Origin of the sequence: Nocardioides agariphilus (assembly GCF_015352445.1) — a bacterium.
Lineage (GTDB): Bacteria > Actinomycetota > Actinomycetes > Propionibacteriales > Nocardioidaceae > Nocardioides > Nocardioides agariphilus.
Genome location: NZ_JADKPO010000008.1, coordinates 92,816 through 116,813, shown reverse-complemented (window position 1 = coordinate 116,813; position 23,998 = coordinate 92,816). Strand labels below are relative to the sequence as shown.

At 70.8% G+C, this 23,998-nt stretch carries 17 protein-coding genes; 8 read left to right on the top strand and 9 right to left on the bottom strand.

Features of this window, described 5'->3' with window-relative positions:
- Window position 1: 1 nt before the first annotated feature.
- Window positions 2-1,459, bottom strand: coding sequence for an NAD-dependent succinate-semialdehyde dehydrogenase (locus ISU10_RS07900; RefSeq protein ID WP_194695829.1), 1,458 nt, complete (start codon window positions 1,457-1,459; stop codon window positions 2-4).
- Window positions 1,460-1,800: 341 nt separating this feature from the next.
- Between ISU10_RS07900 and ISU10_RS07895 the strand changes: the two genes are divergently transcribed.
- The gene (locus tag ISU10_RS07895) at window positions 1,801-3,906 is read left to right on the top strand and encodes an elongation factor G-like protein EF-G2 (RefSeq protein WP_194695828.1); all 2,106 of its coding nucleotides are present in this window, start codon (window positions 1,801-1,803) and stop codon (window positions 3,904-3,906) included.
- Between the two features lie 23 nt (window positions 3,907-3,929).
- Here ISU10_RS07895 and ISU10_RS07890 read toward each other — a convergent pair whose 3' ends face one another.
- Window positions 3,930-5,837 carry a penicillin-binding transpeptidase domain-containing protein gene (locus tag ISU10_RS07890; RefSeq protein WP_194695827.1) on the bottom strand — a complete coding sequence of 636 codons (1,908 nt, stop codon included), beginning with the start codon at window positions 5,835-5,837 and terminating at the stop codon, window positions 3,930-3,932.
- Window positions 5,838-6,005: 168 nt separating this feature from the next.
- Here ISU10_RS07890 and ISU10_RS07885 point away from each other — a divergent pair, with 168 nt between their 5' ends.
- Both ISU10_RS07885 and ISU10_RS07880 read left to right on the top strand, forming a co-directional pair.
- Window positions 6,006-6,611 (top strand): YceI family protein, encoded by a 606-nt coding sequence (locus tag ISU10_RS07885; protein ID WP_194695826.1) that lies wholly within the window; start codon window positions 6,006-6,008, stop codon window positions 6,609-6,611.
- 111 nt (window positions 6,612-6,722) lie between these two features.
- A complete protein-coding gene (locus ISU10_RS07880) occupies window positions 6,723-7,634 on the top strand; it encodes a GNAT family N-acetyltransferase (protein ID WP_194695825.1) in 912 nt (303 codons plus the stop codon).
- A gap of 21 nt (window positions 7,635-7,655) precedes the next feature.
- On the opposite strand, the gene ISU10_RS07875 is transcribed toward ISU10_RS07880, so the two are convergent.
- The 4 genes from ISU10_RS07875 to ISU10_RS07860 all read right to left on the bottom strand — a co-directional run bounded on the left by ISU10_RS07875 (window position 7,656) and on the right by ISU10_RS07860 (window position 10,679).
- Complete coding sequence (locus ISU10_RS07875) at window positions 7,656-8,156, bottom strand: DUF1707 SHOCT-like domain-containing protein (RefSeq protein WP_194695824.1); 501 nt, start codon at window positions 8,154-8,156, stop codon at window positions 7,656-7,658.
- Window positions 8,153-8,905, bottom strand: coding sequence for a PadR family transcriptional regulator (locus ISU10_RS07870; protein WP_194695823.1), 753 nt, complete (start codon window positions 8,903-8,905; stop codon window positions 8,153-8,155). The genes ISU10_RS07875 and ISU10_RS07870 overlap by 4 nt, the downstream gene beginning before the upstream one ends.
- Before the next feature lie 207 nt (window positions 8,906-9,112).
- Complete coding sequence (locus tag ISU10_RS07865; protein WP_194695822.1) at window positions 9,113-10,318, bottom strand: RNA polymerase sigma factor; 1,206 nt, start codon at window positions 10,316-10,318, stop codon at window positions 9,113-9,115.
- Window positions 10,319-10,331: 13 nt separating this feature from the next.
- The gene (locus ISU10_RS07860; RefSeq protein WP_194695821.1) at window positions 10,332-10,679 is read right to left on the bottom strand and encodes a YciI family protein; all 348 of its coding nucleotides are present in this window, start codon (window positions 10,677-10,679) and stop codon (window positions 10,332-10,334) included.
- A 199-nt stretch (window positions 10,680-10,878) separates the two neighbouring features.
- On the opposite strand from ISU10_RS07860, the gene ISU10_RS07855 reads away from it, so the two are divergent.
- Window positions 10,879-11,973: a zinc metalloprotease gene (locus ISU10_RS07855; protein ID WP_194695820.1), complete on the top strand. Its 1,095-nt coding sequence runs from the start codon at window positions 10,879-10,881 to the stop codon at window positions 11,971-11,973.
- Here the strand turns inward: ISU10_RS07855 and ISU10_RS07850 are convergent.
- Window positions 11,942-12,397: a DUF6973 domain-containing protein gene (locus tag ISU10_RS07850; protein WP_194695819.1), complete on the bottom strand. Its 456-nt coding sequence runs from the start codon at window positions 12,395-12,397 to the stop codon at window positions 11,942-11,944. The two genes, ISU10_RS07855 and ISU10_RS07850, sit on opposite strands and share 32 nt — an antisense overlap.
- Before the next feature lie 189 nt (window positions 12,398-12,586).
- On the opposite strand from ISU10_RS07850, the gene ISU10_RS07845 reads away from it, so the two are divergent.
- The 3 genes from ISU10_RS07845 (at window position 12,587) to ISU10_RS07835 (ending at window position 21,039) form a co-directional block, all read left to right on the top strand.
- The gene (locus ISU10_RS07845; RefSeq protein WP_194695818.1) at window positions 12,587-17,239 is read left to right on the top strand and encodes an Ig-like domain-containing protein; all 4,653 of its coding nucleotides are present in this window, start codon (window positions 12,587-12,589) and stop codon (window positions 17,237-17,239) included.
- Between the two features lie 104 nt (window positions 17,240-17,343).
- On the top strand, window positions 17,344-19,731 hold the full coding sequence (locus tag ISU10_RS07840; RefSeq protein ID WP_194695817.1) for a LuxR C-terminal-related transcriptional regulator: 2,388 nt from the start codon (window positions 17,344-17,346) through the stop codon (window positions 19,729-19,731).
- 63 nt (window positions 19,732-19,794) lie between these two features.
- Window positions 19,795-21,039 (top strand): MFS transporter, encoded by a 1,245-nt coding sequence (locus ISU10_RS07835; protein WP_194695816.1) that lies wholly within the window; start codon window positions 19,795-19,797, stop codon window positions 21,037-21,039.
- A gap of 33 nt (window positions 21,040-21,072) precedes the next feature.
- On the opposite strand, the gene ISU10_RS07830 is transcribed toward ISU10_RS07835, so the two are convergent.
- Entirely contained in the window at window positions 21,073-21,738 is a 666-nt protein-coding gene (locus ISU10_RS07830; RefSeq protein ID WP_228500079.1) for a response regulator transcription factor, read from the bottom strand.
- Window positions 21,739-21,942: 204 nt separating this feature from the next.
- Between ISU10_RS07830 and ISU10_RS07825 the strand changes: the two genes are divergently transcribed.
- Window positions 21,943-23,301: an MFS transporter gene (locus tag ISU10_RS07825; protein ID WP_194695815.1), complete on the top strand. Its 1,359-nt coding sequence runs from the start codon at window positions 21,943-21,945 to the stop codon at window positions 23,299-23,301.
- Between the two features lie 95 nt (window positions 23,302-23,396).
- On the opposite strand, the gene ISU10_RS07820 is transcribed toward ISU10_RS07825, so the two are convergent.
- Window positions 23,397-23,792, bottom strand: coding sequence for a cupin domain-containing protein (locus ISU10_RS07820; protein WP_194695814.1), 396 nt, complete (start codon window positions 23,790-23,792; stop codon window positions 23,397-23,399).
- Between the last annotated feature and the right edge of the window lie 206 nt (window positions 23,793-23,998).

The following is a 23,998-nucleotide window of genomic DNA, read 5'->3' as shown; positions in this document are numbered from 1 at the left end:
GTCAGCCCGCCGGCAGCGCGACGTACGTCGTGTCGAGGTACTCGTCGATCCCCTCGAAGCTGCCCTCGCGCCCGAACCCGCTCGCCTTCACGCCGCCGAAGGGCGCGGCCGCGTTGGAGATGAGGCCGGAGTTGATGCCGACCATGCCGAACTGCAGGCGCTCGGCGACGCGGATCGTGCGGGACAGGTCGCGGGTGTAGACGTAGGACGCCAGGCCGTACTCGGTGTCGTTGGCGCGGGTGATGGCCTCGTCCTCGTCGGCGAAGGTGGTGACGGCGGCGACCGGGCCGAAGATCTCCTGCCTCACGATCTCGGACTCCGAAGGTACGTCGACCAGGACGGTGGGCGGGTAGAAGAAGCCGGGTCCCTCGCCAGGCTTGCCCCCGACGACCAGGCGAGCGCCGTCGTGGACGGCATCGGTGACCAGTTGGCTCACGGAGTCGACGGCGTTCTGGTCGATGAGCGGGCCGACGTCGACGCCGTCGTCCTGACCGCGACCGACGACCAGCGCGCCCATGCGGGCGCCGAGCTTGTCGGCGAACTCCGCGGCGACCGAGTCGTGGACGAGGAAGCGGTTGGCGGCGGTGCAGGCCTCGCCCATGTTGCGCATCTTGGCGATCATCGCGCCCTCGACGGCCGCGTCGACGTCGGCGTCCTCGAAGACGATGAAGGGCGCGTTGCCGCCGAGCTCCATCGAGACGCGCTGCAGCTCGTCGGCCGACTGGCGGATGATCACCTTGCCGACCGTCGTCGAGCCGGTGAAGCTCACCTTGCGCAGCCGGTCGTCTGCCATCAGGGCCTTGCTCAGGCTCTTGGAGTCGGACGTGGTGACGATGTTGAGGACACCGGCCGGCAGCCCCGCCTCCTCCAGCGTCGCGGCCAGCGCCAGCATCGTCAGCGGCGTCAGCTCGGCGGGCTTGACGATCATCGTGCAGCCGGCTGCGATCGCCGGGCCGATCTTGCGGGTGCCCATCGCGAGCGGGAAGTTCCATGGGGTGATGAACAGGCAGGGCCCCACGGGCTTCCTGATCGTCAGCAGCCGGCTACCGCCCGCGGGGTTCTGCATCCAGCGGCCGTGGATGCGGACCGCCTCCTCGCTGAACCAGCGGAAGAACTCCGCGCCGTAGGCGACCTCGCCCTTGGCCTCCTTGACGGTCTTGCCCATCTCGAGGCTCATCAGCTCGGCGAAGTCGTCGGCCCGCTGGGTGATCAGCTCGAACGAACGCCGCAGGATCTCGCCCCGCTCGCGCGGCGGCGTACGTCCCCACTCGTCCTGGACGGCGACCGCCGCATCGAGGGCGTCGACCGCGTCGTTGACGTCGCCGTCGGCGACCTCGGTGATGACGGACTGGTCGGCGGGATCGCGGACGGCGAACGTGGCGCCACTGTTGGCCTCGCGCCAGGTGCCGCCGATGAAGAGCCGACGGTGGTCAGGGGTGAGCAGATCTAGACCGGACATGAAAGAAATCCTGGCACCCCTGGCAACTTGCGCGAAACCTGCCCGCCGCAGATGGACGGACTGGGAGCCTGCTGCCGCGGCCTTCCCGGGACTGCCGGTCACCACGTGGCTCTCCTCTCGGGAACCGACGAGCCCGTCACTGACCCCATGCAGAGGCGGGCTCTCCCCATTTCTGCGGGGCTGCCCTTCCCCAGGCCGCTCGGGATAGTCCGGTACGAACCGAACCCTCATCTGACGGTCCGAGGGTTCGGTTCGTACCGGACTATCCCGCCGCCCGCCCTTGTCAACAGAGCCGAAGAGGAGTTGCCTCGGATCCTGGAGTCGATCGTGGAGGTGGCGAGATGGCGGACAAGGGGAACGCTCGGAGACCAGCGGGACAGGATCTGGGGGCGAGCAGCCCGGACCGGATCCGCAACGTGGTGCTGGTGGGGCCAGGAGGCTCCGGCAAGACCACCTTGGCGGAGACGCTGCTCGCCTCAGCGGGGGCCTTGCCCCGAGCCGGGTCCGTGCGCGACGGCACCACCGTCTGCGACTTCGATGACGCCGAGCACAAGCACGGGCGCTCGATCTCGCTCTCCGTCGCGCCCGTCGTACACCGCCAGACGAAGGTCAACCTGGTTGACACTCCTGGGTACGCCGACTTCGTGGGCGACGTACGCGCCGGACTCCGGGCCGCCGACTGCGCCCTGTTCGTGATCGCGGCCAACGACGGTGTCGACGACGCCACCAAGACCCTGTGGCGCGAGTGCGCCGATGTCGGCATGCCGCGCGCGGTCGTGATCACCAAGCTCGACCAGGCGCGCGCCGACTACGACGGTGTGCTGGCCCAGGCTCAGACGGCCTTCGGCGACAAGGTGATGCCGCTGTACGTTCCCGAGCGCAGCAGCGACGGCGAGGTCACCTCGCTGACGGGTCTCCTCGACTCCGGTGACGGGGCGTACGACGAGCTGCGCGGTTCGCTCATCGAGGGGGTCATCGAGGAGTCCGAGGACGAGACGCTGATGGACCGCTACCTCGGCGGCGAGGAGATCTCCTCCGAGGTGCTGACCGACGACCTCGAGACCGCGGTCGCGCGGGCCACCTTCTTCCCCGTGGTACCCGTGTGCTCGGTGACCGGCGTCGGCTGCGCCGAGCTGCTGGACCTCGCGGTGACCGGGTTCCCGTCGCCGTCCGAGCACCCCTCGCCCGAGGTGTTCACCCCGGCCGGAGCGACGACCGAGGCCATCGATTGCGACCCGAAGGGTCCGCTCGTGGCCGAGGTGATCAAGACCACCAGCGACCCGTACGTCGGTCGGCTGAGCCTGGTCCGCGTGTTCTCCGGCACGCTGACCTCCGACCAGGCCGTGCACGTCTCGGGTCACTTCAGCTCGTTCTTCGGCGCCGAGCAGGGACACGAGGACCACGACGAGGACGAGAAGATCGGGGCGCTGTCCTACGTCTTCGGCCGCACCTTGGTGCCGGCCGAGGCCGTCGTCGCCGGCGACCTCTGCGCGATCGGTCGGCTGTCGAGGGCCGAGACCGGCGACACCCTCTCGTCGACCGACGACCCGCGCGTGCTGCGGCCCTGGTCGATGCCCGAGCCGCTGCTGCCGGTCGCGATCCAGGCCGCCAGCAAGGCCGACGAGGACAAGCTCTCGCAGGCGCTCGGCAGGCTGGCTGCCGAGGACCCCAGCGTCCGCATCGAGAACAACGCCGAGACCCATCAGCTGGTGATCTGGTCGATGGGCGAGGCCCACGCCGAGGTGATGATCGAGCGTCTCGCCGAGCGGTACTCGGTCAACGTCGAGCAGGTGCCGTTCGTGGTGTCGCTGCGCGAGACCTTCTCGGGCCCGGGCAAGGGACACGGCCGTCACGTCAAGCAGTCCGGCGGCCACGGCCAGTACGCCGTGTGCGACATCACCGTCGAGCCGCTCCCCGAGGGCGGCGGGTTCGAGTTCGTCGACAAGGTCGTCGGGGGCGCCGTACCCCGCAACTTCATCCCCTCGGTCGAGAAGGGCGTCCGCGCCCAGATGGAGCGCGGGGTGCGCAACGGCTACCCGGTCGTCGACCTCCGCGTCACGCTCACCGACGGCAAGGCGCACTCGGTCGACTCCTCCGACATGGCCTTCCAGATGGCCGGAGGGCTCGCGCTGCGCGAGGCCGGCGCCGCGACGACGGTGACGATGCTCGAGCCGCTCGACACGGTCTCGGTGATCGTGCCCGACGACCTGGTCGGCACGATCATGAGCGACCTTTCATCGCGTCGCGGCCGGCTCCTCGGCACCGACAAGGTCGGCGAGGACCGCACCGTCATCAAGGCCGAGGTCCCCCAGACCGAGCTGGTCAGGTACGCCGTCGACCTGCGGTCCGCGACCCACGGTGCCGGCTCGTTCACGCGCACGTTCGCCCACTACGAGCCGATGCCCGAGGAGGTCGCCCGCCAGATCGAGCCCCGCGACCACCACTGAGGGCGCGCGCGGGCGGGCACCTGTCACATTGCCGCGCGCAGGAACTGCTCGAGCACCGGCCCGGCCGTGCCGGAGCCCGACGTGCCGTCCTCGACGAACACGGCGACGGCGAGGTCGCCCTGGGCGGCGATCATCCAGGCGTGGGTGCGGAGGCGACCGCCCTTGACGTATTCGGCGGTGCCGGTCTTGGCGATGACGGGCGGTCCGGGTACGTCGGCCAGGATCGACCCACTGCCGCCGGTGACGACTCCGCGCAACATCGAGCGCAGCGCCTCGGCCTCGGCCGGACCGGGGCCGGAGACCCCCTCGGGAGCGGGCGAGGTGACCGAGGTGACCAGCGAGGGAACCACGAGGCGGCCGGCCTGGATCGAGGCGATCACGGTTGCCATCACCATCGGCGAGGCGAGGATCTTGCCCTGGCCGATCATGTCGGCGGCCTTCTCGGTCTCGCCGGCTGGCGGCACGACGTTGCCGAAGTACGCCGGGAAGCCGAGGTCGTGGTCCACGCCCATGCCGAGCGAGGCGGCGGCGTCGACCAGTCCGTCCTGCGAGAGCCTGCCGCGCTGGGAGATGAAGGCGGTGTTGCAGGAGTTGGCAAGCGCCGTGCGCAACGCGATGTTGCCCAGCCCCGATGAGGGGTAGTCGTCGTAGTTCTCGAAGCGCTTGCCGTTGACCACGACCGAGGTCGTGCACGGGACGACGGTGTTGGGTGAGACCCCGGCGCGCAGCAGCGCGAGCGACGACACGGACTTGAAGGTCGACCCGGGTGCGTACTGGCCGTAGGTCGCGATGTTGAGGCCGCCGCTGCCCGGCCCGTTGGCCGCAGCCAGGATCGCCCCCGTCGACGGCTTGATCGCGACGAGGGCCGAGGCCGGACCGACGGAGGCCAGGGCCTGCTCGGCGGCGACCTGGAGGCGCTCGTCCATGGTCAGCCTCAGCGGCTTGCCGTCGATCGCGTCGACGCGGAACAGCTCACGGGTCTTGCCGTCCGAGCCCACCGCGTTGACCTCCTGGCCCGGGGTGCCGCGCAGCTGCTCGTCGTAGCGGGCTTGCAGACCCGAGAGCCCGGCGATGTCGCCCACCTTGAAGGCGGGGTTGTCCTCGATCATCTCGGCGGTCACCTCGCCGACCGAGCCGAGGATCGCCCCCGCGAAGCCCTTGGTCGGCGCCAGCGGCAGCTCGCCAGCGATGACCGCCCCGCCCTTGATCCGCCGCACGCCCGAGAGCACCCCACGCGGCACCTCGTCTTGGCGGTAGACGATCGCCTCCACGAACGCGAGCGGACCGGAGGCCTCGACGCGCTTGGCGTAGGCCCCCGCGTCGACGCCGACGAGCCGGGCGAGGTCGCGGGCCGACGCGACGGCCTTGGCAGGACCGACCTTCGAGCGGTCGATCCCGATGCGCACCACCGGCCGGTTGGTGACCAGCGCGAGTCCGCCGGCGCCCAGGATGTCGCCGCGCTTGGGCCGCAACGAGACCAGGTCGAGGGTGACGGACTCGCCCAGGGACGGCTCGACCGTGGCCGGATCCCAGTCGAGGAGCCACTCGCCGTCGGACTCGACGAAGTCGGCCTGGGTGGAGTATTGCCAGCCGTCGGGCCCGATGGGCCAGGTCCAGTCGTAGGTCGCCGTCGCGCTCGCCGGGTCGCCCTGGGGGTCGCCCACCTCGGCGACCGTCACGCTCGGTGCCAGCCCCTCCATGCCCTTGACGGTCGCGGCGTACTGCTCGGTGATCGCCGCCTGGTCCTGGTCGCTGAAACCGACCTGGGCGAAGTCGCCCGAGACCAGCGCATCAGCCAGCGTCTGGGCCGCTGCGTCGGCTGATGTCGTGTCGCCACTCGGGGGCGGCTCGCTCGAGTCGCCCGTGCACGCGGCTCCGGTGAGCGCGACCGCGACGGCGCAGACCAGGGCAAGGAGCCGCCGTACTCGCATGGCCACCTGTCTATCAGGAGCGACCCCCAGGCCCGGAACGAGCAGTGACCACCCGTCGACCTGTGACCCAGGCCACAGCGAGATGTCGCCACCATCGGGAAGAAAGTGGACCTCGGTCCGCTTATAGTAGTTGAAAGTTGGACAACCCCACAGGAGATGAGCAACCAGATGAGCATTTTCAGCCGCAAGAGCACCGAGACCGAGTTCGAGGCCCCCACCACTGTCGTCGAGGACCTCACCGGCGACTACACGCTCGACGTGACCCACACCCGCCTGGGCTTCAGCGCCCGCCACGCGATGGTGACGACGGTCCGCGGCGCGTTCACCGAGTTCGCGGGCACCGCCCACGTCGACTCGCAGAACCCCTCGGCCTCCTCGGTCAAGGTGACCATCAAGACCGAGAGCATCAGCACCGGCACCCCCGACCGCGACGGCCACCTGCGTTCGGCCGACTTCTTCGACGCCGAGACCTACCCCGAGATCACCTTCGCCTCGACCCAGGTCGAGCTGGTCGACGGTGTCTGGGAGATCACCGGCGACCTGACCATCAAGGACGTCACCAGGTCCGTCACGATCCCGTTCGAGTCGACCGGCTCGGCGCGTGACCCCTTCGGCAACCTGCGCGTCGGCTTCGAGGGCGCGGCCACCATCAACCGCAAGGACTGGGGCCTGACCTGGAACGCCGCCCTCGAGACCGGCGGCGTGCTCGTCTCCGAGCGGATCAAGCTCGACTTCGACATCTCCGCCATCCAGAGCGCACCTGTCGAGGCCTGATCCCCGATCCGCTGATCATCGCCGCCTGACGCGACAGCCCGCCCGGTAGCTCCGGGCGGGCTCTCGCTATTTCAGGTGCAGCCCGGACCCGTGGGCGGCTTCAATGCGCGCATGGATCTTCCCGAGGGCCTGACCGCGCGCCCGTACTCCGCAGCCGACCTCGACGCCGTGTTCGCCGTCGCGGCCGCCCAGCAACAGCACGACATCGGCCGGGTCGACGTGGAGCGGGCCGACTTCGAGGCCGACTGGGGGCGGTCGTCGTTCGCCTTCGACACCATGACCATGGGCGTGTATGACGGGGACCGGATGGTCGCGTTCGCCGAGCTCATCCACGACGGGCGGGCCGAAGCGTCGGTGCTGCCGGAGTACCGCCGTCGGGGCATCGGCACCGCCCTGGCCCACTGGGCCGAGGACGCCGCTCGTCGGCAGGGCTACACCTCGATCGGCGGCCCGCAGCCGCAGGGCTCCGACGGCGAGCGGCTGCTGGAGAAGCTCGGCTACGAGCAGCGCTGGACCAGCTGGGTGCTGCAGGTGCCCGAGGGCACCGCCGTACCTCACCGCGACCTGCCCACCGGCTACGCCCTGCGCGAAGCCACACCCGACGACTACCAGGCTGTGCACGACGTCGTCGAGGACGCGTTCCTCGAGTGGTCGGTGCGTGAGCGCGAACCCCTCGACGACTTCCTCGCCGTCACCGTCCGGCGGCCGGGGCACGAGCCGTGGATGCTGCGGGTCGTCACCGATCCCTCGGGCGAGATCGTCGGCACCGCGATCGTGGTGATGGCCGACGACGAGAGCGGTCAGGTGATGGAGGGGTACGTCGAGCGGCTCGCCGTCCGCAAGGACCAGCGCGGCCAGGGCCTCGCCCAGGCGCTGCTCGTCGACGCCTTCGAGCAGGCCCGCCAGCACGGCGCGCCCCGATCCGGCCTCTCCACCGACTCCCGCACCGGCGCGCTCAGCCTCTACGAGAAGGTCGGCATGGTCGTCGTCGACACCTGGGTCAACCGGGGCATCGAGCTCTGAGCACCGCGATGGCGATGGTGCCTACCAGCGCCCGCGGTAGCCGTACCCGTGCCGGAACCTGTGGCTGACCACCCACCACATCACCAGCGCCAGCAGGATCAGCGGCAGGTGGGCGACGACCACGATGGCGAGCAGGACGAGGAGGGCGATCCGTAGCGCGACCGGCAGGACGCCGAGACGCCGCGCGAGGCCACGTCCGCGGCCGGAGAACGGCGGTCGACCGAGCGGAGGACGTCCGAAGGGCGGAGCCGGGAACGGTCGCTGGATGCGAGGACGGTCGGATCCGACCCCGGGACGCTCGGCGGCGGCGTACGCCGGCGGCAACCGGTAGGCGCTGCCCGGGAGGTCGCTGAAGACCGACGACAGGTCGGAGGGCGTGCGTGCGGCCCAGATCCGGTCGAGCCGCTCATGGTGCTCCTCGGTCGAGAGGCGCCCTTGTGCGTAGTGCTCCGCGAGCTCGTCGGCTGCGGCCGTGCGCTCGGCGTCACCGATGCGCAGCTCGCGTCCGCCTGACTGGCTCATCGCTCGCTCCCGTCGGCCCCCGGGTACTCGTCGTCGATCTCGTCGTGGCCCACCCGCGAGTCCTCGTCCTGGGCAAGGATCCCGTAGAGCTTGCGCCGGGTCTCGACGAGCATGTTGATCGCCTCGCGCCGCTGGCTGTCGGTGCCGGTGGTCACGATCTGCCACACCGCGGCCATCACCTGGCCGATCTCCGGCTTCAAGGCGGCGTACTCGTTGCCCGGTCCGTCGTCGCCGCTCTCGAAGCGCCGCGCCTGCCGGCCGAACGGCTCCCAGACGCCGGCGAGCTCGTCGGGGTGGGACTCGACGTAGGCCCGTCCCTCGTCGGTGAGCCGGAGGGTACGGCGACCGCGCTCGTCATCGGCCTCGACCAGGCCCTCGTCCTCGAGCTGCTGGATGGTCGGGTAGACCGAGCCGGGGCTCGGCTTCCAGGCGCCGCCGCTGCGCTCGGCGATCTGGCTGATCAGCTGGTAGCCGTTCATCGGCTCCTCGCGCAGCATGTCGAGGATCGCCGCGCGCACGTCGCCGCGGCGCACCTTCGGGCCCCGCTGCTGCTGGCCCTGGGCGAGCCCGAACAGCTCCGCCACCCACGGCGGAGGTCCCTGGCGGCCGCGCCGCCCACCCCCGTCGAACGGGCCGCCCCAGCCACCCCACGGCCCGCCGCTCCACTGGCCGGCCCACCCGCTGCGGTGCTGCCCCCAGCGCTCCTCGCCGTGCCGGCTCCGCTGCCTGCCGAAGTCTCCGTGTCCCATGCTTCCTGCTCCTTCAGTCCTCGATCTCGGGGTCGCCGTACGACGACCACTCGCCGACCGTTCACGATATATCGCGATCGTACGAGTGACTGTCGGTGACATTCAAGCAAGACCTCAGAAATTCCCCGGCTGACCGGGTAATCCTTGGGTTGGCACGGTATGCATTGGCGGGCAACCCAGAGATTCACCGGCCCGCCGGGTAATCCCTCACAGCTCGTCGCGGCGGCGGGTGAGGTACGCGCGTTCGGCGTCGTTGTCGATGAGGGCGAGGGCGGAGTCGTAGGCGGAGCGGGACTCGTCGTACCTGCCGAGGCGACGGAGGAGCTCGGCCCGGGTGGCGTGCCAGGCGTGGTACGTCGGGAGGTGGAGGCGGTCGACCTCGGCGAGGCCGACGGCGGGACCGTCGAGCTCGGAGACGGCCACGGCCCGGTTGAGGGCGACCACGGGTGTCGGCGAGATCGAGAACAGCTGGGCGTACAGCGCAGCGATCTGCGACCAGTCGGTGTCGGCCCCGGTGCGCGCGGTCGAGTGCACGGCGTTGACGGCGGCCTGGATCTGGTAGACCCCCGGGCGGTTGACGGCCAGGCACTCACGCACCAGCGAGAGGCCCTCGGCGATCTCCGATCCGTCCCAGGCGGCGCGGTCCTGGTCCATGAGCGGCACGAGCACGCCGTCGGCGAACCTCGCGGTGCGTCGAGCGTCGGTGAGCAGCATCAGCGCCAGCAGGCCGGCCACCTCGGGCTCGGTCGGCAACAGGGAGCGCAGCACCCGGCAGAGCCGGATCGCCTCCGACGTCAGGTCGACGCGCACCGGGGTGGGCCCGGACGTCGCCAGGTAGCCCTCGTTGAAGACCAGGTAGAGCACCGCCAGCACACCGGCCAGTCGCGAGGGCAGGTCCTGTGCCGACGGCACGCGGTAGGGGATCTTGGCGGCCGCGATCTTCTTCTTCGCTCGGGTGATCCGCTGGCCCATGGTGGCCTCGGAGACGAAGAAGGCGGCCGCGATCTCGGGCACCGTGAGGCCGCCGAGCAACCGGAGGGTCAACGCGACGCGAGCCTCGGGCGCCAGCGCCGGGTGGCAACAGACGAAGATCAACCGGAGGCGGTCGTCCTCGACCAGGCCGGTGGGCTCGTGCGGTGTGGGGTCAACGATCATGGCGGCCTGCTGCTGCTTGGCGTCGCGATGCGACTCGCGGCGCAGCTTGTCGATGCCCCGGCGGGCGGCCGTCGTGGTCAGCCAGCCACCGGGGTTGGGAGGTACGCCGTCGACCGGCCACCGCTCGACGGCGGCGAGCAGGGCTTCGGATGCGGCGTCCTCGGCGAGATCGATGTCGCCGAACCGGCGGATCAGCGAGGCGACCACGCGGCCGTACTCCTCGCGGAAGATCCGCTCGATCTCGGACGGCTCGGACAAGGGCGCGGAGTCCCTACACGGCCTGGAACGGCCGGACCTGTACCCGGCCCTCGCACGCTGCGGAGGCCTCGACGGCGAGCTTGAGAGCGGCGTCGAGGTCGGGCGCCTCGAGGACCCAGAACCCGCCCATCCACTCCTTCGACTCCGCGAACGGGCCGTCGGTGATGATCGGCTCGGCGCCGGTGCCGTCCACCGTCGTCGTGGCGGACATGTCCTCCAGACCGCCGCCGAAGACCCAGATGCCGGCGTCCATGGCCTTCTGGTTGAACGCGTCGACCTGGCGGAACATCCGCTGCATGTCCTCGCCCTCGGGCAGGGGCTCGCCCTCGACGTGGTGCACCGACAGCATGTACTGGGTCATCTCTGATTCCTCCGACTCGACGGTGCGCACCAGAGCGTGCGCTCACCCCTGCCACGAACGACGCCCGGGCGATCCGACAGCGCCGTGACGACTTTTCTACCCAACGTTTGGTGATCCGTGGTGCAGGGTAAGGGCCCCGAGCGGGGACACCCCTGAACCCAGCGAAGGTGACCACACACCCGAAGAGAGAAGAGCAAGCGTGCCCTCGACCCACCAGCGACCAGCCGCGGCAGCCGCGGCGATCACCTTCTTGGCCCTCGTGGCCGGCACGGCGAGCGTGCCGACGGCCGAGGCCGCCGGCCGCGTCTCGACGAAGTTCGGCGCCACCAGCTGGCCGGCGTCCCCGGCGACGTACGGCACCCAGGCCTACGTCAACGGCAAGATCAAGAGCAGGCAGCGCGCCCAGCGCGTCGTGGTCCTGCAGATGAAGCTGCCCTCGGGGTGGAAGCAGGTCGACCGCGACAAGACGAACAACAGGGGCCGCTACCACCTGGTCGCCAAGACGAACTGGTACCACAAGCTGCTCCAGCTCCGGGTCGTCGTCCAGCCCACCCGGCGCGCCGCCGGCAAGACCGGCAAGGGCCACGGCTTCGTGGTCAACCCCGAGTACGCGCCGGCCGGCACGGCCGGCAAGTGGGCCCGGATCGCACCCGGCTACCGGGTGCAGTTCAACCCGTGCGCGCCCGTGCGCTGGCGGATCAACACCCAGTACGCACCCGCCGGCGTCGAGGCCGAGGTCCGCACCGCCATGGACCAGCTGAAGAAGACGACCGGGATCCGGTTCAAGTACGTCGGCACGACCTCAGCGATCCCGGGCTCCAACCGCAGGTGGCCCAAGAACACCAACCTGGTCGTCGCCTGGGCCTCTCCCGACCAGACCGGCTGGGACCTGTCCGGCGACGTCATCGGCCGCGGCGGCCAGATCCAGACCCACTACGCGCGCACCGGCAACGGCAAGCGGGCCTACGCGATCACCCGTTCGGGACTGGTGCTCGACAACACCTTCGCCGCACCGCCCGGCTTCGTGGGGCCCAACGCTCGTGGGTCGATCATCGTCCATGAGCTCGGCCACGTCGTGGGCCTCGGGCACACCGACGAGGCCCAGCAGCAGATGTACCCCTCCGCCGAGAACCTCGGAGCCGGGGTCTATCAGGCGGGCGACCTGACCGGGCTGCGCCACGTGGGCCTGATGACCGGTTGCCTGCGCAACACCACCAGGTCCGGGCGAGCGCTGCCGAGCTTCGTGCCTGCGCCCGAGGCCGTCAGGGCGTGGGATCCCCGGTCGGCCGGCTGACGCCCAGCTGACCAGACTCCCAGAGGCGGCCCGCCTCGTCGGCCAACGCCGACACGGCGGGCCGCATCGGGTGCGCGTTGATGTCCTCGGCGCGCGCAGCGCCGTACTCCTGACCGATGCGGTTGTTGTGCTGGTCGACGGCCGTGTCAGCCGCGTCGGTCGACAGGCGTTCGTGCGCACGGCCGACTGCGTCGGCTACCTCCCGCCCATAGGCCGCGGTGAGCCAGGCCTGCCAGGTGAAGTGCCGTACGGCGTTCTCGGCCCGCCACTGGCGCGGGTAGCGCTTGCGCGCGATCAGCAGGGCCAGCGCGGAGGCCTGCAGCACCCGGGCCGCGTCGCGGCGACCAAGCCCTGCCGACCGGGCCGCGCCGTAGACCCCCGGCACGGCACGGACCGCCCACCGGGCCAGCTTCCGAGGATTCACCCCGCGATCCTCCCCCACCCCGGGCAGATGCCCGATGTGAGATGACCCCTTCGCCGCCTAGCGTCCGCTTCCATCTGCGCACTGGAAGTGGGGCAACACATGGCTGGTCGTCCAGGGATCCACATCGGCGTAGTAGTGACACACGGTCATCGGGCGGCGCGGCACCTCGTCGGGCTGACCCTCCTGGCCATGGTCGCCACGCTCTTGGCGTGGGTGAGCACAGCTCCACCGGCGGTCGCCGAGGAGCCGACCGGCACGGTGGCCTGCGGCTACGGGTTCGTATGCAACGGGGACGGATCGGTCAGCGGTGACATCGCGCCCCTCACGGTGACGGGCCTGGACCCGTGGAACCGCATCGTCCAGAAGCCTGCTGCCGTCGCGTGGTACTCGCTGGAGGCGCAGGCGACCGCGCTGGTGGCCGCGCTGCACGGCGTGCCCAACGACCGCCGCCTCAAGCTCTCGGCCCGCGGCGAGATCCGCGCCATGATGTTCTCCCTCCTGCTCAACGCGATCGACAAGCCGTCAGAGCAGCGGACCACCCAGGAGCAGCAGTGGCTGACGACGCTGCAGGCGGTGGTCAAGCAGCGCCGGATCGACGTGGCGACCAAGGCACTCGACGAGTACCACCGGTGGGACGCCAACCCCTGCACGTTCTCTCCGCCCTTCAGCTACACCACCCCGCCCGTGACGCCGCAGTGCGCGCTCGGCGGTGGCGGACAGCTCACGACGATCGCCGGGACCTCGTGGGACAGCCCGCCGACGTTCGCGCAGTTCCAGGCCTACGGAGCGGCGCTGGCCAACAACGCCGACTTCGGTACGGTCGACGCCGCCGCGGCGGTGGCCGACACGACGGCAGCGATCACCTTCTTCGCAGGGGCGGCTGCGGCGGGAGTCCTCGCAGCCGTCGCTGCCGTCATCGCCGGCACCGTTCCCGCCGTGGCCGCAGCCGTCGGCGCCGCGATCGGAAGTGGCATCGCCCTGACGGCGACCATGACGACGGCGAGCTCCATGGGCGGCGCGGCGGCCACCCTGGGCACGTCGGTCCTGGCTGCCAGCGCCTTCGCCGGCACCGTCGCGGTGGCCATCGTCGGCATCATCGTCATCGCGATCCGCAGCTGGCAGATCTCGGAGGCGCTCTCGCTGCCCAAGAAGCTCAGCAAGGCGGTGTACGACGCGCAGAACCAGGGGATCAGCCTCGCGGGGATCTTGGAGAACGACTGCGGGGACGGCCCCGACGGCTGCGGGACGCTCGAGCTCTACAGCGCGCTGCTGTCGCAGACGCTGCCCGACTACGCCGCCGAGCGGGCGGCGGCTGCCGCCCAGACGCCACCGGTCCTGAAGGCCTCCGACCCCTACTTCGAGCTGTTCGACCAGGCGGGGAACTCGCTCGGCGACTTCCACACCATCAACCCCCAGGGCTCGGACGCGCTGTCGATGTCGGACAACTGGTTCGTTCTCGAGGACTTCTTCAACCCGGGCAGGTACACCCTCCAGACGACGTACATCGACTGGAGCGGCACCCAGAGGGTCGTGTCCATCCACGGCCGGGGGTTCGTCACCAGGACCGCGTTCGGCAAGGACACCACCAACGTCGTGGAGTGCTTCGAGCTGATGGCCCTGGGCGAGAAGGTGAAGGCTTGCTGGCGGGGGCCCCATGCGCCGAAGGTCGTCCCGACGGTGACCGTGAACCCTGTCGAGGGCTCTCCCGTGACGTTCCAGGCAAACGCCACCGACGAGGACGGCGGACCGCTCAGCTACCTGTGGGTCTTCGACGACCCGGTCGGCTCCTTCAACGTGTGCGTGGACTTCCTCGGCGAGGAGGAGCAGTGCTCCACGCCCAGGCGGACGGCCACCACCCCGGAGGTGACGCTCACCTACCCGAACGACGGAGTGCAGCACGCCAGGGTGACGGTCACCGACGCGACGGGGCTGAGCACCACCGAGACGATCGCGTTCAAGGTGGGGAACGCCGCCCCCTCGGTCACGCTCGACCCGGCCAGCCCGGCCACCATCACCGCCGGCGACACCACGACCCTCACCGGCACCGTCAGCGACGTCGGCCACGACGACATCACCCTGACGGTCGACTGGGGTGACGGCACCACCACGACCGAGCAGATCTCCACCTGCAGCTGCCTGGACCCGAACGAGTGGGACTCCTTGCCCTTGGGCACCAGGTCGTTCGAGCTCACGCACCGCTACGTCGACGACCCCCAGGGGGTCGACAACGTCTTCCACCCGAAGGTCACCGCAAGCGACGGCGCCGACACGGCGTCGGCGACCACGCCGGTCGGTGTGACACCTGGCACCATCCGGCTCTGGCTGGCCAACGAGGAGGATCCAGGGGGCGGCGTGGTGCTGCCGACTTCCGGTGACCGCCGGGACTCGGTCGAGGGGCAGGACGACGACAAGCCCGTCGAGCTCAACGGCTGGGTGTCCATACCAGGTCCGTTCTTCATCCGCGTGGAGTGGGGCGACACCTACTCCTCGTTCGCGAGGTGCGACCCGGACGAGCCGGGCCAGTGCCTGGTTCTCGACGGCAACAAGCCCGACGGGCTTCCCCTCCTGATCTGCCCGTGCACCGGTGGCTTCTTCCACTTCGACCACTTCTACGCAGACGGACCGTCACGCCCGCAGATCACCGTCACGGTGACCGACGACGACGGTCGGGTGGTGACGGCGAGGACCTCCGCCGACGTCGCCAACGTCGCGCCGACGGTGAGGTTCACCGATGGTGGCGCAGCGACCGGTACCGCGCGGGCGGGCGAGCCCTACGCGTTGCAGGCGGCGCTCTACGACCCCGGCGACGACACCTTCGTCTCGTCGATCGACTGGGGAGACGGCTCGGCACCGACCGACTGCCTGGCGCTGGACTGCCTGTGGCCGTGGATCGACGGCGAGCACACCTACGACGGTCCGGGTCGCTTCGAGGTCACGGTGAAGGTGACCGACGACGACGGCGGCACCGGCCAGATCGTCCGGACGCTCGACGTCGAGCCGGCCGGCAACGTGGCACCCACCGCAGCCGACAGGTCGGCGACCACCGACGAGGACACCCCGGTCACCGTCACGCCGCTCGGGCACGACGCCAACGGCGACGACCTCACCTTCACCGTCACCCAGCCAGGGCACGGCTCGGTCGAGGTCACCGACGAGGGCCTGGTCTACACGCCCGGCGCCGACTTCTTCGGGAACGACTCGTTCACCTACACCGCGCACGACGCGGAGCTCTCCTCCGAGCCGGCCACGGTGTCCGTCACCGTCGACCCGGTGGACGACCCCGCCGACGCGGCGGACACCGAGGTGGAGACGGACGAGGACGAGTCGGTGGTCGTCGACCCCTCGGCGACGGATCCCGAGGGTGACCCGGTGACGTTCGAGCTGCTCACCGCTCCCGCACACGGGACGCTGCAGGGCACCGAGGCTCCGTGGACCTACGTGCCCGACGCCGACTACCACGGCTCCGACGAGTTCGACTACGCCGTCAAGAGCGGCGGGCAGCTCGTGGTCAGGACAGCGCTCATCACGGTGCTGCCCGTCAACGACCGGCCAACGGCGCAGGATGCGTCGGAGGAGACCGCCGAGGACACGCCCCTGGTCTTCACGCCGGAGACCGACGACGTCGACGGGGACGACCTGACGCTGGTCATCGTCGACCAGCCCTCGCACGGCACCGCCGAGGTCACGGCCTCGGGCGCCCTGCGCTACGTCCCGGCAGCCGACCACTCCGGCCCGGACTCCTTCACCTACCGGGCCTCCGACGGCCAGCTCACCTCGGCAGTGGCCACGGCGTCGATCACGGTCACGGGGGTCAACGACGCGCCCACCGTCGAGCCGGTCGACCGGGTGACGGCGACGTACTCCGACCCCATCACGCCCGTCGTCCTCACCGCGTCCGACGCGGAGACCCCCGACCGACTCGTCTTCAGCGCCGAGGGACTACCGGAAGGACTGACGATCGACGGCACCGGCAAGATCTCGGGCAGGCCGACCGCGACGCCCGCGTCGTACTCCGTCCAGGTCCGGGTCTGCGACCCCGACGAGGCGTGCGCGGGCACCGCCTTCGTCATCGACGTCCAGCCTGAGACGGCGGTCGTGCGGCTGACTCCCAACAACCCCCACGCCGTCGCCACGGACAAGGGCACGGCGCCGGCCATCACGTTCACCGGGCGCGTCACGGACAGCAACGACGGGTCCTTCGGCGACATCGGCCGGATCGTCGCGGCCAGCGTCAGCCTCAGGCTCACCCCCGTCGGCGGTGGCGGCACGGTGACATGCACGCCGTCCATCACCAAGCGCGTGGCGGCCACGCCCACGGCCCCGGGGTTCGTCGACATCAGCTGCACGGTCCCTACGGGCACCAAGATCGACGTCTACGACGTCACCTTGGCGGTCTCGGGCCACTTCACCGGGTCTGATGCCTCGCTGCTCAGCGTCTACGACCCCAGGGCGCGTGGCGCGAACGGCGCGGGGTCCGTCCTCCTGGCCAACGGCAACTCCGGCGAGTTCGCCTTCTCCGCGGCCGCGAGCGGCAAGACGGCCAAGGGGAAGGTGGCCTTCCTCGAGCGGAGCCCGTCCGGTGACGTGGTCACGCAGGTCAAGGGGACGGCCTTCCAGACGTTGGTCGTCGGCACCGGCTCGCCGCTGCCCGCGGCGCTGACCGGCAAGGCGGTCGTGAACGGGATCGGCAACTACGCCTACGTCGTCAACGTCGCCGACGGCGGGGCGAATGGTGACACCTTCGCCCTACGGGTGACGGCACCGGCCGGAGCGCCCAGCCTCCCGTCCCTGTCGTTCGCAGCGCTGCCCGTCCGGCCAGGAGGTGCGATCTCGGTCCATTAGGCGCATGAGCCGGCTCGACCGGGCCCGGTCCGGGCCCGGTCCGGACCACCTCGCGCGGGCGGCGGCGGTTTGCCACCATGTCCCCCAGGAGGGGGAGGAGCGGCATGCCGGAGGTGGGGTCGGCCATCGGCGGGGTCGGGCTGGTCGGCCGGGAGGCCGAGCTCGACACGCTGCATGAGGCGTTGGGGTCGTGCGCCCTCGTCACGGTGACCGGGCTCCCGGGTGTGGGCCGCTCCGCACTGGCCGCCGCCGCCGCAAGCCGTCTGGCGAGGGCAGGTACGCCGGTCCTCACGGCTTCGCTCGCCGGTGCCGACGAGCCGTTGTCGGCCGCCGACGCGATCCTGGCCCAGCTGCCTGGTGAGGGCCTGAGCACCTCGCTGCCGGAGGCGATGTGGGAGGCGTTCGACGGCGCGCAGGTGCTCCTGGTGCTGGAGGACGTCGACCGGGTGGAGGGTCTCTCGGGGGTCGTTCAGGAACTGCTGGACGGCTACCCCGACGCGGTCGTGCTCTGCACCGCCGCCCGCCCCACGGGACTGGCCGGCGAGCGCGTCTTCCGGCTCGCGCCACTCCCCCTGCCCGACGACGACGCCCCGCCAGAGCACCTCACCTTGGCCCTGCTCGCCCGGATGGCGCAGGACCGCGGTGTCGTCCTGCAGCTGGTCGACCCGGTCCAGCGGAAGAGCGCCGCCATGCTCTGCCGGCACGCCGGTGGGCTGCCGGGAGTGATGGAGCTGGCTGCCGCGCGACTGGCCGCCGTACCACTCCAGGCCATGGCGCGCGGGCTCGGCGCGGAAACGGGCACGGACTGGGCCCTGAACCCGGCCCTGGACTGGACCTTCGACCTGCTGTCCAAGCCGGCGCGCACGGCGCTGCTCCAGCTGTCGGTCTTCGAAGGGGCGTTCCTACTGGACGCCGTGGGTGCGGTCGTCGACCTGGGCTCACCGTCCACCGACCCGGCCGACGTCCTGCTCGAGCTCGTCGACGCCCACCTGGTCGAGCTGGACCCTGCCGGCACCGGCGAGCCCAGGTTCGTCATCCCCCAGCTCGTTCGCGGCTTCTCCCAGAGCCGGATCGACCCCGATGCCCGGGCCGCCGCGCGGGACCGGCACACGCGGTACTTCACCGACCGGGCCAGGGCGGGCCTCGAGGTCGTCCGTCTCGAGTGGCCCGACATCGTGGCCGCGCTGGACCACGAGATGAGCACCGGGCGGCGTCTGGACGACGCCCTTGCCGCCGCCGTGGCCCTGGCACCGGAGGTGCAGGAGGTGCCCGGTGCGGTGGCCTCGCTGGAGCAGCGCATCGACGAGCTGCTCGAGAAGGACGCCCACGTGCCCGACAGCCTGCGCGCCCGGGCCCTGTTGTGGTCCACCAGCCGCTACCCGGGCGGCTCGGCCGACGACATGCAGAAGCTCGGGCTCTGGACCGCGCAGCGGCTCGCCGAGGCGACGACCCTGGCCCGCCAGTCCGGCGACGGGCCGGCGCTCCTGGAAGCCCTGGAACGCACGATCATGCTGCTGCGCATCACCTTGGACCTCGCTGCCGCGGTGTCGGCCGCCCACGAGGGACTGGAGCTGGCGCGACGGCTCGACGACCAGCCCGCCCTGGCGCGCTTCGAGTGCTTCGTCAGCATGGCTGCCTGGAGCGCCGGCGATCCCGAGACCGCCGCCCGGCTGGCGACGTCGTCGGTCACCCGGGGTCGCGAGCACGACGACGCCTTCGCACAGGTAGCCGGCGCTCACCTGCTGCTGACCCTGCCCGAAGAGCTGCGCCCGGCACTCGACCCGCCGCTGCCCACACTCGAGGAGCTGCTCGCGCAGTGCCAGCACCTCGACCAGCCCTTCACCGGCATGACCGTGCTGGCCTCGCTGGCTCACGAGAGCCTGGCCGGTGGCGATGCGCGGGCGGCGGCCCGCTGGCTGTGGAAGCTGCTCATGGTCGGCGCCAACCGTCAGCGCACCGAGCCGATGGTGACGCTGGCGGCCGTCGCCCTCCTGCTCTCGGCCGCTCTGGCCCTCGGCGAGGAGGAGGACGCCGCCAGGATGCGCGAGTACACGCGGCAGCTGGAGTTGTTCGTGCCCTACTCGATCACCCAGCCCGCGGTGCCTCGCTACGAGCGCGACGTGGCATACCTCGACTCCTCGGTGCCCGACGAGCTACGGCAGCAGCTGGCAGCGGAGATGGCCACGATGGGGATGGACCGGGTCAACCGCTGGGCGCAGGAGGTGGCCCGACGCCTGGCCGGGCATCGGCCGCCCGGGCCGCTCCAGCCCAGCAGGCCGACCGAGGCAAGCGCCGGCCTGACCCCGCGGGAGGGTGAGGTCCTGGCGGCGCTGGCCACCGGCCGGACCAACAGGGAGATCGCCGACCAGCTCGGCATGTCGGCCAAGACCGTCATGCACCACTCGGTCGCGATCTACCGCAAGCTCGGCGTGCGCGGCAGGGCCGCTGCCACGGCCTGGGCCTACGAGCACGGACTCGCGACCGAGGCCTAGACCCTCTCGACCACCATTGACCACCATTGACCATCGTCGTGCGCGCATGGTCGGGTGACCAGCGTGAAGTGGACGGACTCGGTCGCCCCACTGCGCGAGACCAACTTCCGCTGGTTCTTCGCATCCCGGTTCGTGAACATGTTCGGCGGCGTGATGGCCAACATCGCGCTCGCGTTCGCCGTCCTCGAGATCAGCGACTCTCCTGCGGCGCTCGGCCAGGTGCTGGCCGCTCACACCATCCCCGTGGTGATCTTCCTGCTGGGCGGCGGCGTCATCGCCGATCGCTTCCCACGCACCGCTGTGCTCCAGATCTCCAACGTCGTCTCCGGATCGCTGCAGGCAGTGATCGCGCTGCTTGTGATCACCCGGGCCGCCGAGATCTGGGTCCTCATCGTGCTCACCGCGTTCCAGGGCGTGGCCTCGGCGGTCTCCTTCCCGGCGATGGCGAGCATCTTCCCCCAGCTGGTTCCGCGCGAGCAGCTCCAGCAGGCCAACGCCCTCAACTCGCTGCTGCGAGGCAGCCTCAACGTCCTGGGCCCCTCGATCGGCGCCCTCCTGGTCGTCACCGTCGGAGCCGGCTGGGCACTGATGGCCGATGCGCTGACGTGGTTCGTCGCAGCGCTCCTCCTGCTGCCGGTGAGGATCCCGCCGCGCCCACCGCGCACCGAGGACAGCCCGAGCGCGATCGCCGAGCTCCGCGAGGGCTGGGGCTACTTCTGGCAGACCACGTGGTTGTGGGTCGTCGTGGTCGCCTTCTGCTTCCTCAATGCCATCCACTCGGGAGCGATCTTCATCCTGGGTCCGACCATCGCGCTCGACACGTTCGGCGAGCAGGGCTGGGGACTGGTGCTGTCGGCGGAGTCGGCCGGCCTGATCGCGATGACGATCGTGATGCTGCGCGTCCCGCTGCAGCGACCCCTGCTGCTCGGCATGCTCGGCATCGCCACGCTCGGTCTGCCGATCCTGATGCTCGGCGTGCGTCCGGAGCTGGTGTTGATGATCATCGCCATGTTCGTGGCCGGGGCGGGCACCGAGGTGTTCTCGATCGGCTGGAACCTGGCCATGCAGGAGAACATCGACGAGCAGATGCTCTCGCGCGCCTACTCCTACGACGCCCTCGGCTCGTTCGTGGCGATCCCCGTCGGGCAGCTCGCGTTCGGTCCGTTGGCGTCGGCATTCGGGCACCGGGACGTGCTGGTGAGCTCGGGCATCGCGTACTTCGCGATCTGCCTGCTCACCTTGTCCTCGCGGTCGGTGCGCAACCTGCCACGGCGTGACGCGCCGGCCCAGAGCTCGACCTCCCGGTGACGCCAGTCGCTGGCGCCATCTGGCTCACCAGCGTCACGGGTCGCCGAGGATCACCCGGGACCTCGACGGCACGAAGCCGTTGCGGGTTGCCCACAGGACTGCCTGGGTGCGGCGCTCGACGCCGATCTTGCGGTAGGCCGACCGGATGTAGGTCTTCACGGAGTTGATGGACAAGAACGCGCGGTCGGCGATCTCCTGGTTGGACAGGCCCTGCGCGATGAGGGCCAGCACCTCGGACTCGCGGGCGCTCAGCCCGTGCTCGCGTCCTGGCCAGCCGCCGTGCTCGATCTCGGCGGCCATCGCCTCGGCCGGGTCGGTGTCGCTGACCACGATGGAGCCGGCGCTCACCTTCTCGATCGCGCCCACCAGGTCGAGGGGGTCGAGCGTCTTGGACACGCAGCCGACCGCCCCCTTGGCCAGCGCGTGCTTGACCAGCTCGGGCTCGAGGTGCCAGGTGTAGATGACGACCTTGGCGTCGGTCTCGTTGATCGTCTGCTCGACCGGGCCGGTCACCCGCTCCCGGCCGAAGGCGTCGAACAGCAGCACGTCGACGTTGCTGTGCACCGGAAGCAGGCTGTCGAGCTCGACCACGCGCACGCGGTCGGCGTAGGGAGCAAGCATCGTCTGCAGTCCGACCACGACGATCTCGTAGTCGTTCATCAGGGCCACCCGGATTGGCCCGCCCTCCCTCCCAGACATGGGGCCAACCTAGCCCAGCGGGGGTGGGGCAACCTACCCCCGGGTCCGGCGCCTGTGTGACGCGCGGCCTGGGATAGTCCCCGGCGATCGGAACCCCGAAACCCAGGTTCGAGGGTTCCGATCGTCGGGGACTATCCACGCGTCACGTTGACGTCGTACACGACGGCATTGCGATGTCGTGGTGATGTCATTATGGTGTCGCCCGTGACTTCACGAGACGTGGGAGTTGGAGAGCCGACCGTGCGGGGGCTGCTGAGCTCCAACAGGGACCTGCGGCTGCTGCTGGCGGCAGGACTGGTCACCATGACCGGCGACTGGATGCTCTCGGTCGGGCTGGTCTACACGGTCTACGACGTCACCGGCTCGACGGTCGCTTCCGCGGGGGCGCTGGTGGCGGCGTTCGTGCCCCAGGTGCTCACCGGGCTGGTCGCGGGCGTCTTCGTCGACCGCTGGTCGCGGGCGCGGACCATGGTGGTCGGGAACCTGCTGATGGCCGCCGGTATCACGCCGCTGCTGCTCGTCCACGGCGCGGACGACGTCTGGATCGTGTACGCCGTACTCGCGGCCAACGCCGTGCTCGACGTGTTCGTGGCCACTGCCGACTCGGCCATGCTGCCGCTCATCGTCACCGGCGAGGGCCGGTTGACCGCCAACGCCCTCAACGGACAGGTCGGCCAGGTAGCTCGCCTGGTCGGCGGCGCGACGGGCGGCGTCGTAGCTGCCGCCGGCGGACTGGGTGCGGTCGTGGTCGCCGACGTCGCGACCTTCCTGCTGGCCGCCTTGCTGGTCCAGCTGATCCGTACCCCGACCAGGCCGGCCCGCGAGCTGGCCCGCGAGCCGGTCGACCGGGCCGGGTCGGAGGAGGCCGGGTCGGAGGAGGCCGGGTCGGAGGAGGCCGGCCCGGTGGGGGCCGTACGCCGGGTCGTCCTCGAGTGGGCCGAAGGCGCAGCCACCGTGCGCCGTTCGCGAGTACTCAAGGTGCTGCTGGCCTTCAGCCTGATCACCGCGGTCGGCGAGGGGATCATGGGCACCTTGTTCACGCCGTACGTCAAGGACATCCTCGAGGGCAACGCGGCCACGCTCGGCACCATCAACTCCGCCCAGGCGGTGGGCGGCATCCTCGGCGGGTTCGTGGCGGCCGCGGCCGGCCGACGCTGGTCGGCACGGGCGCTGTTCGGCTGGGGTGCGGTGGTCTTCGGCCTGATCGACCTGGCGATCTTCGTCTACCCGGTGGTGTACGTCGCCGCGTGGCCGGCCGTGTTGGGCATGGCGCTGGTCGGCTTCCCGGGCGCGGTGTGCATCGCCGCCCGCACCACGCTGCTCCAAGACCACAGCACCGACGAGCAGCGCGGCCGCATCTTCGCGCTGATCTTCGGGGTCACAGCGCTGTCGCTGACGGTGGGAGCCGTGACCGCAGGCTTCCTCGGCGAATCACTCGGGATCATCCAGGTCCTCGCGCTGCAGGGCGGCGGGTACGTCGCGGCCGGCTCGATGGTGCTGGTGTTCATCGGGAGTGCCGCCCGCGTCGAGGCGGCCCCGATCGAGCAGACCGCGGACTTGTGACCCCAGCGGCCGGATTCTCTGGCAGGCATCCCTGCCGCTGGGGTCACAACTGGAGGGATACCCGGATGTCCGGGTATCCCTCCCTGCCGCCCGCCTCAGCTCGCCGGGCCGTCGACGTTGACCGTGGGATCGCCCGTACCGCACCGCACGACCACGGCTCGGGACGCGGCGCCGCCGGGGTTGGACTCGCGATGTACGGCGCCGGCGGGGACGCGCAGGAAGTCGCCGGGTCCACCCTCGACGACCAGCTCCCCGCCGGGGCCGGACTCGATGCGCATGCGACCGCTGACGACGTACAGGGTCGTCTCGTGGTCGCCGTGGTGATGCCAGCCGGAGACGGCGCCGGGTTCGGTGTCGACGACGCCGGTCCACATGCCGGCGTCGTGCATGGCCAGGCTGCGGGCCATGCCGGGGGTCGGGTCGGAGGGCGTCAGCTCGTCGCCGCCGATGCGGAGGACGGGCGTCGAGGCGCTCGCCGCAGTGGTGTCCATCCGGTCATCTTGCTACGTCTCACCGGGGCAGCGGCCGACGGCGTCATGCACGCCCAGCTCGAGGCACAAGTTCGGCATCGACTGGACGGTCAACATCTCGGCCGCCCAGTAGCCGAGACCTGAATCCGCCGATGAGTAAGCGGTCTCGGGCCGGTCTGACGCGACGTACGAGGAAATCTCCGACCCCGGTGTCGCAATCCCCTCGT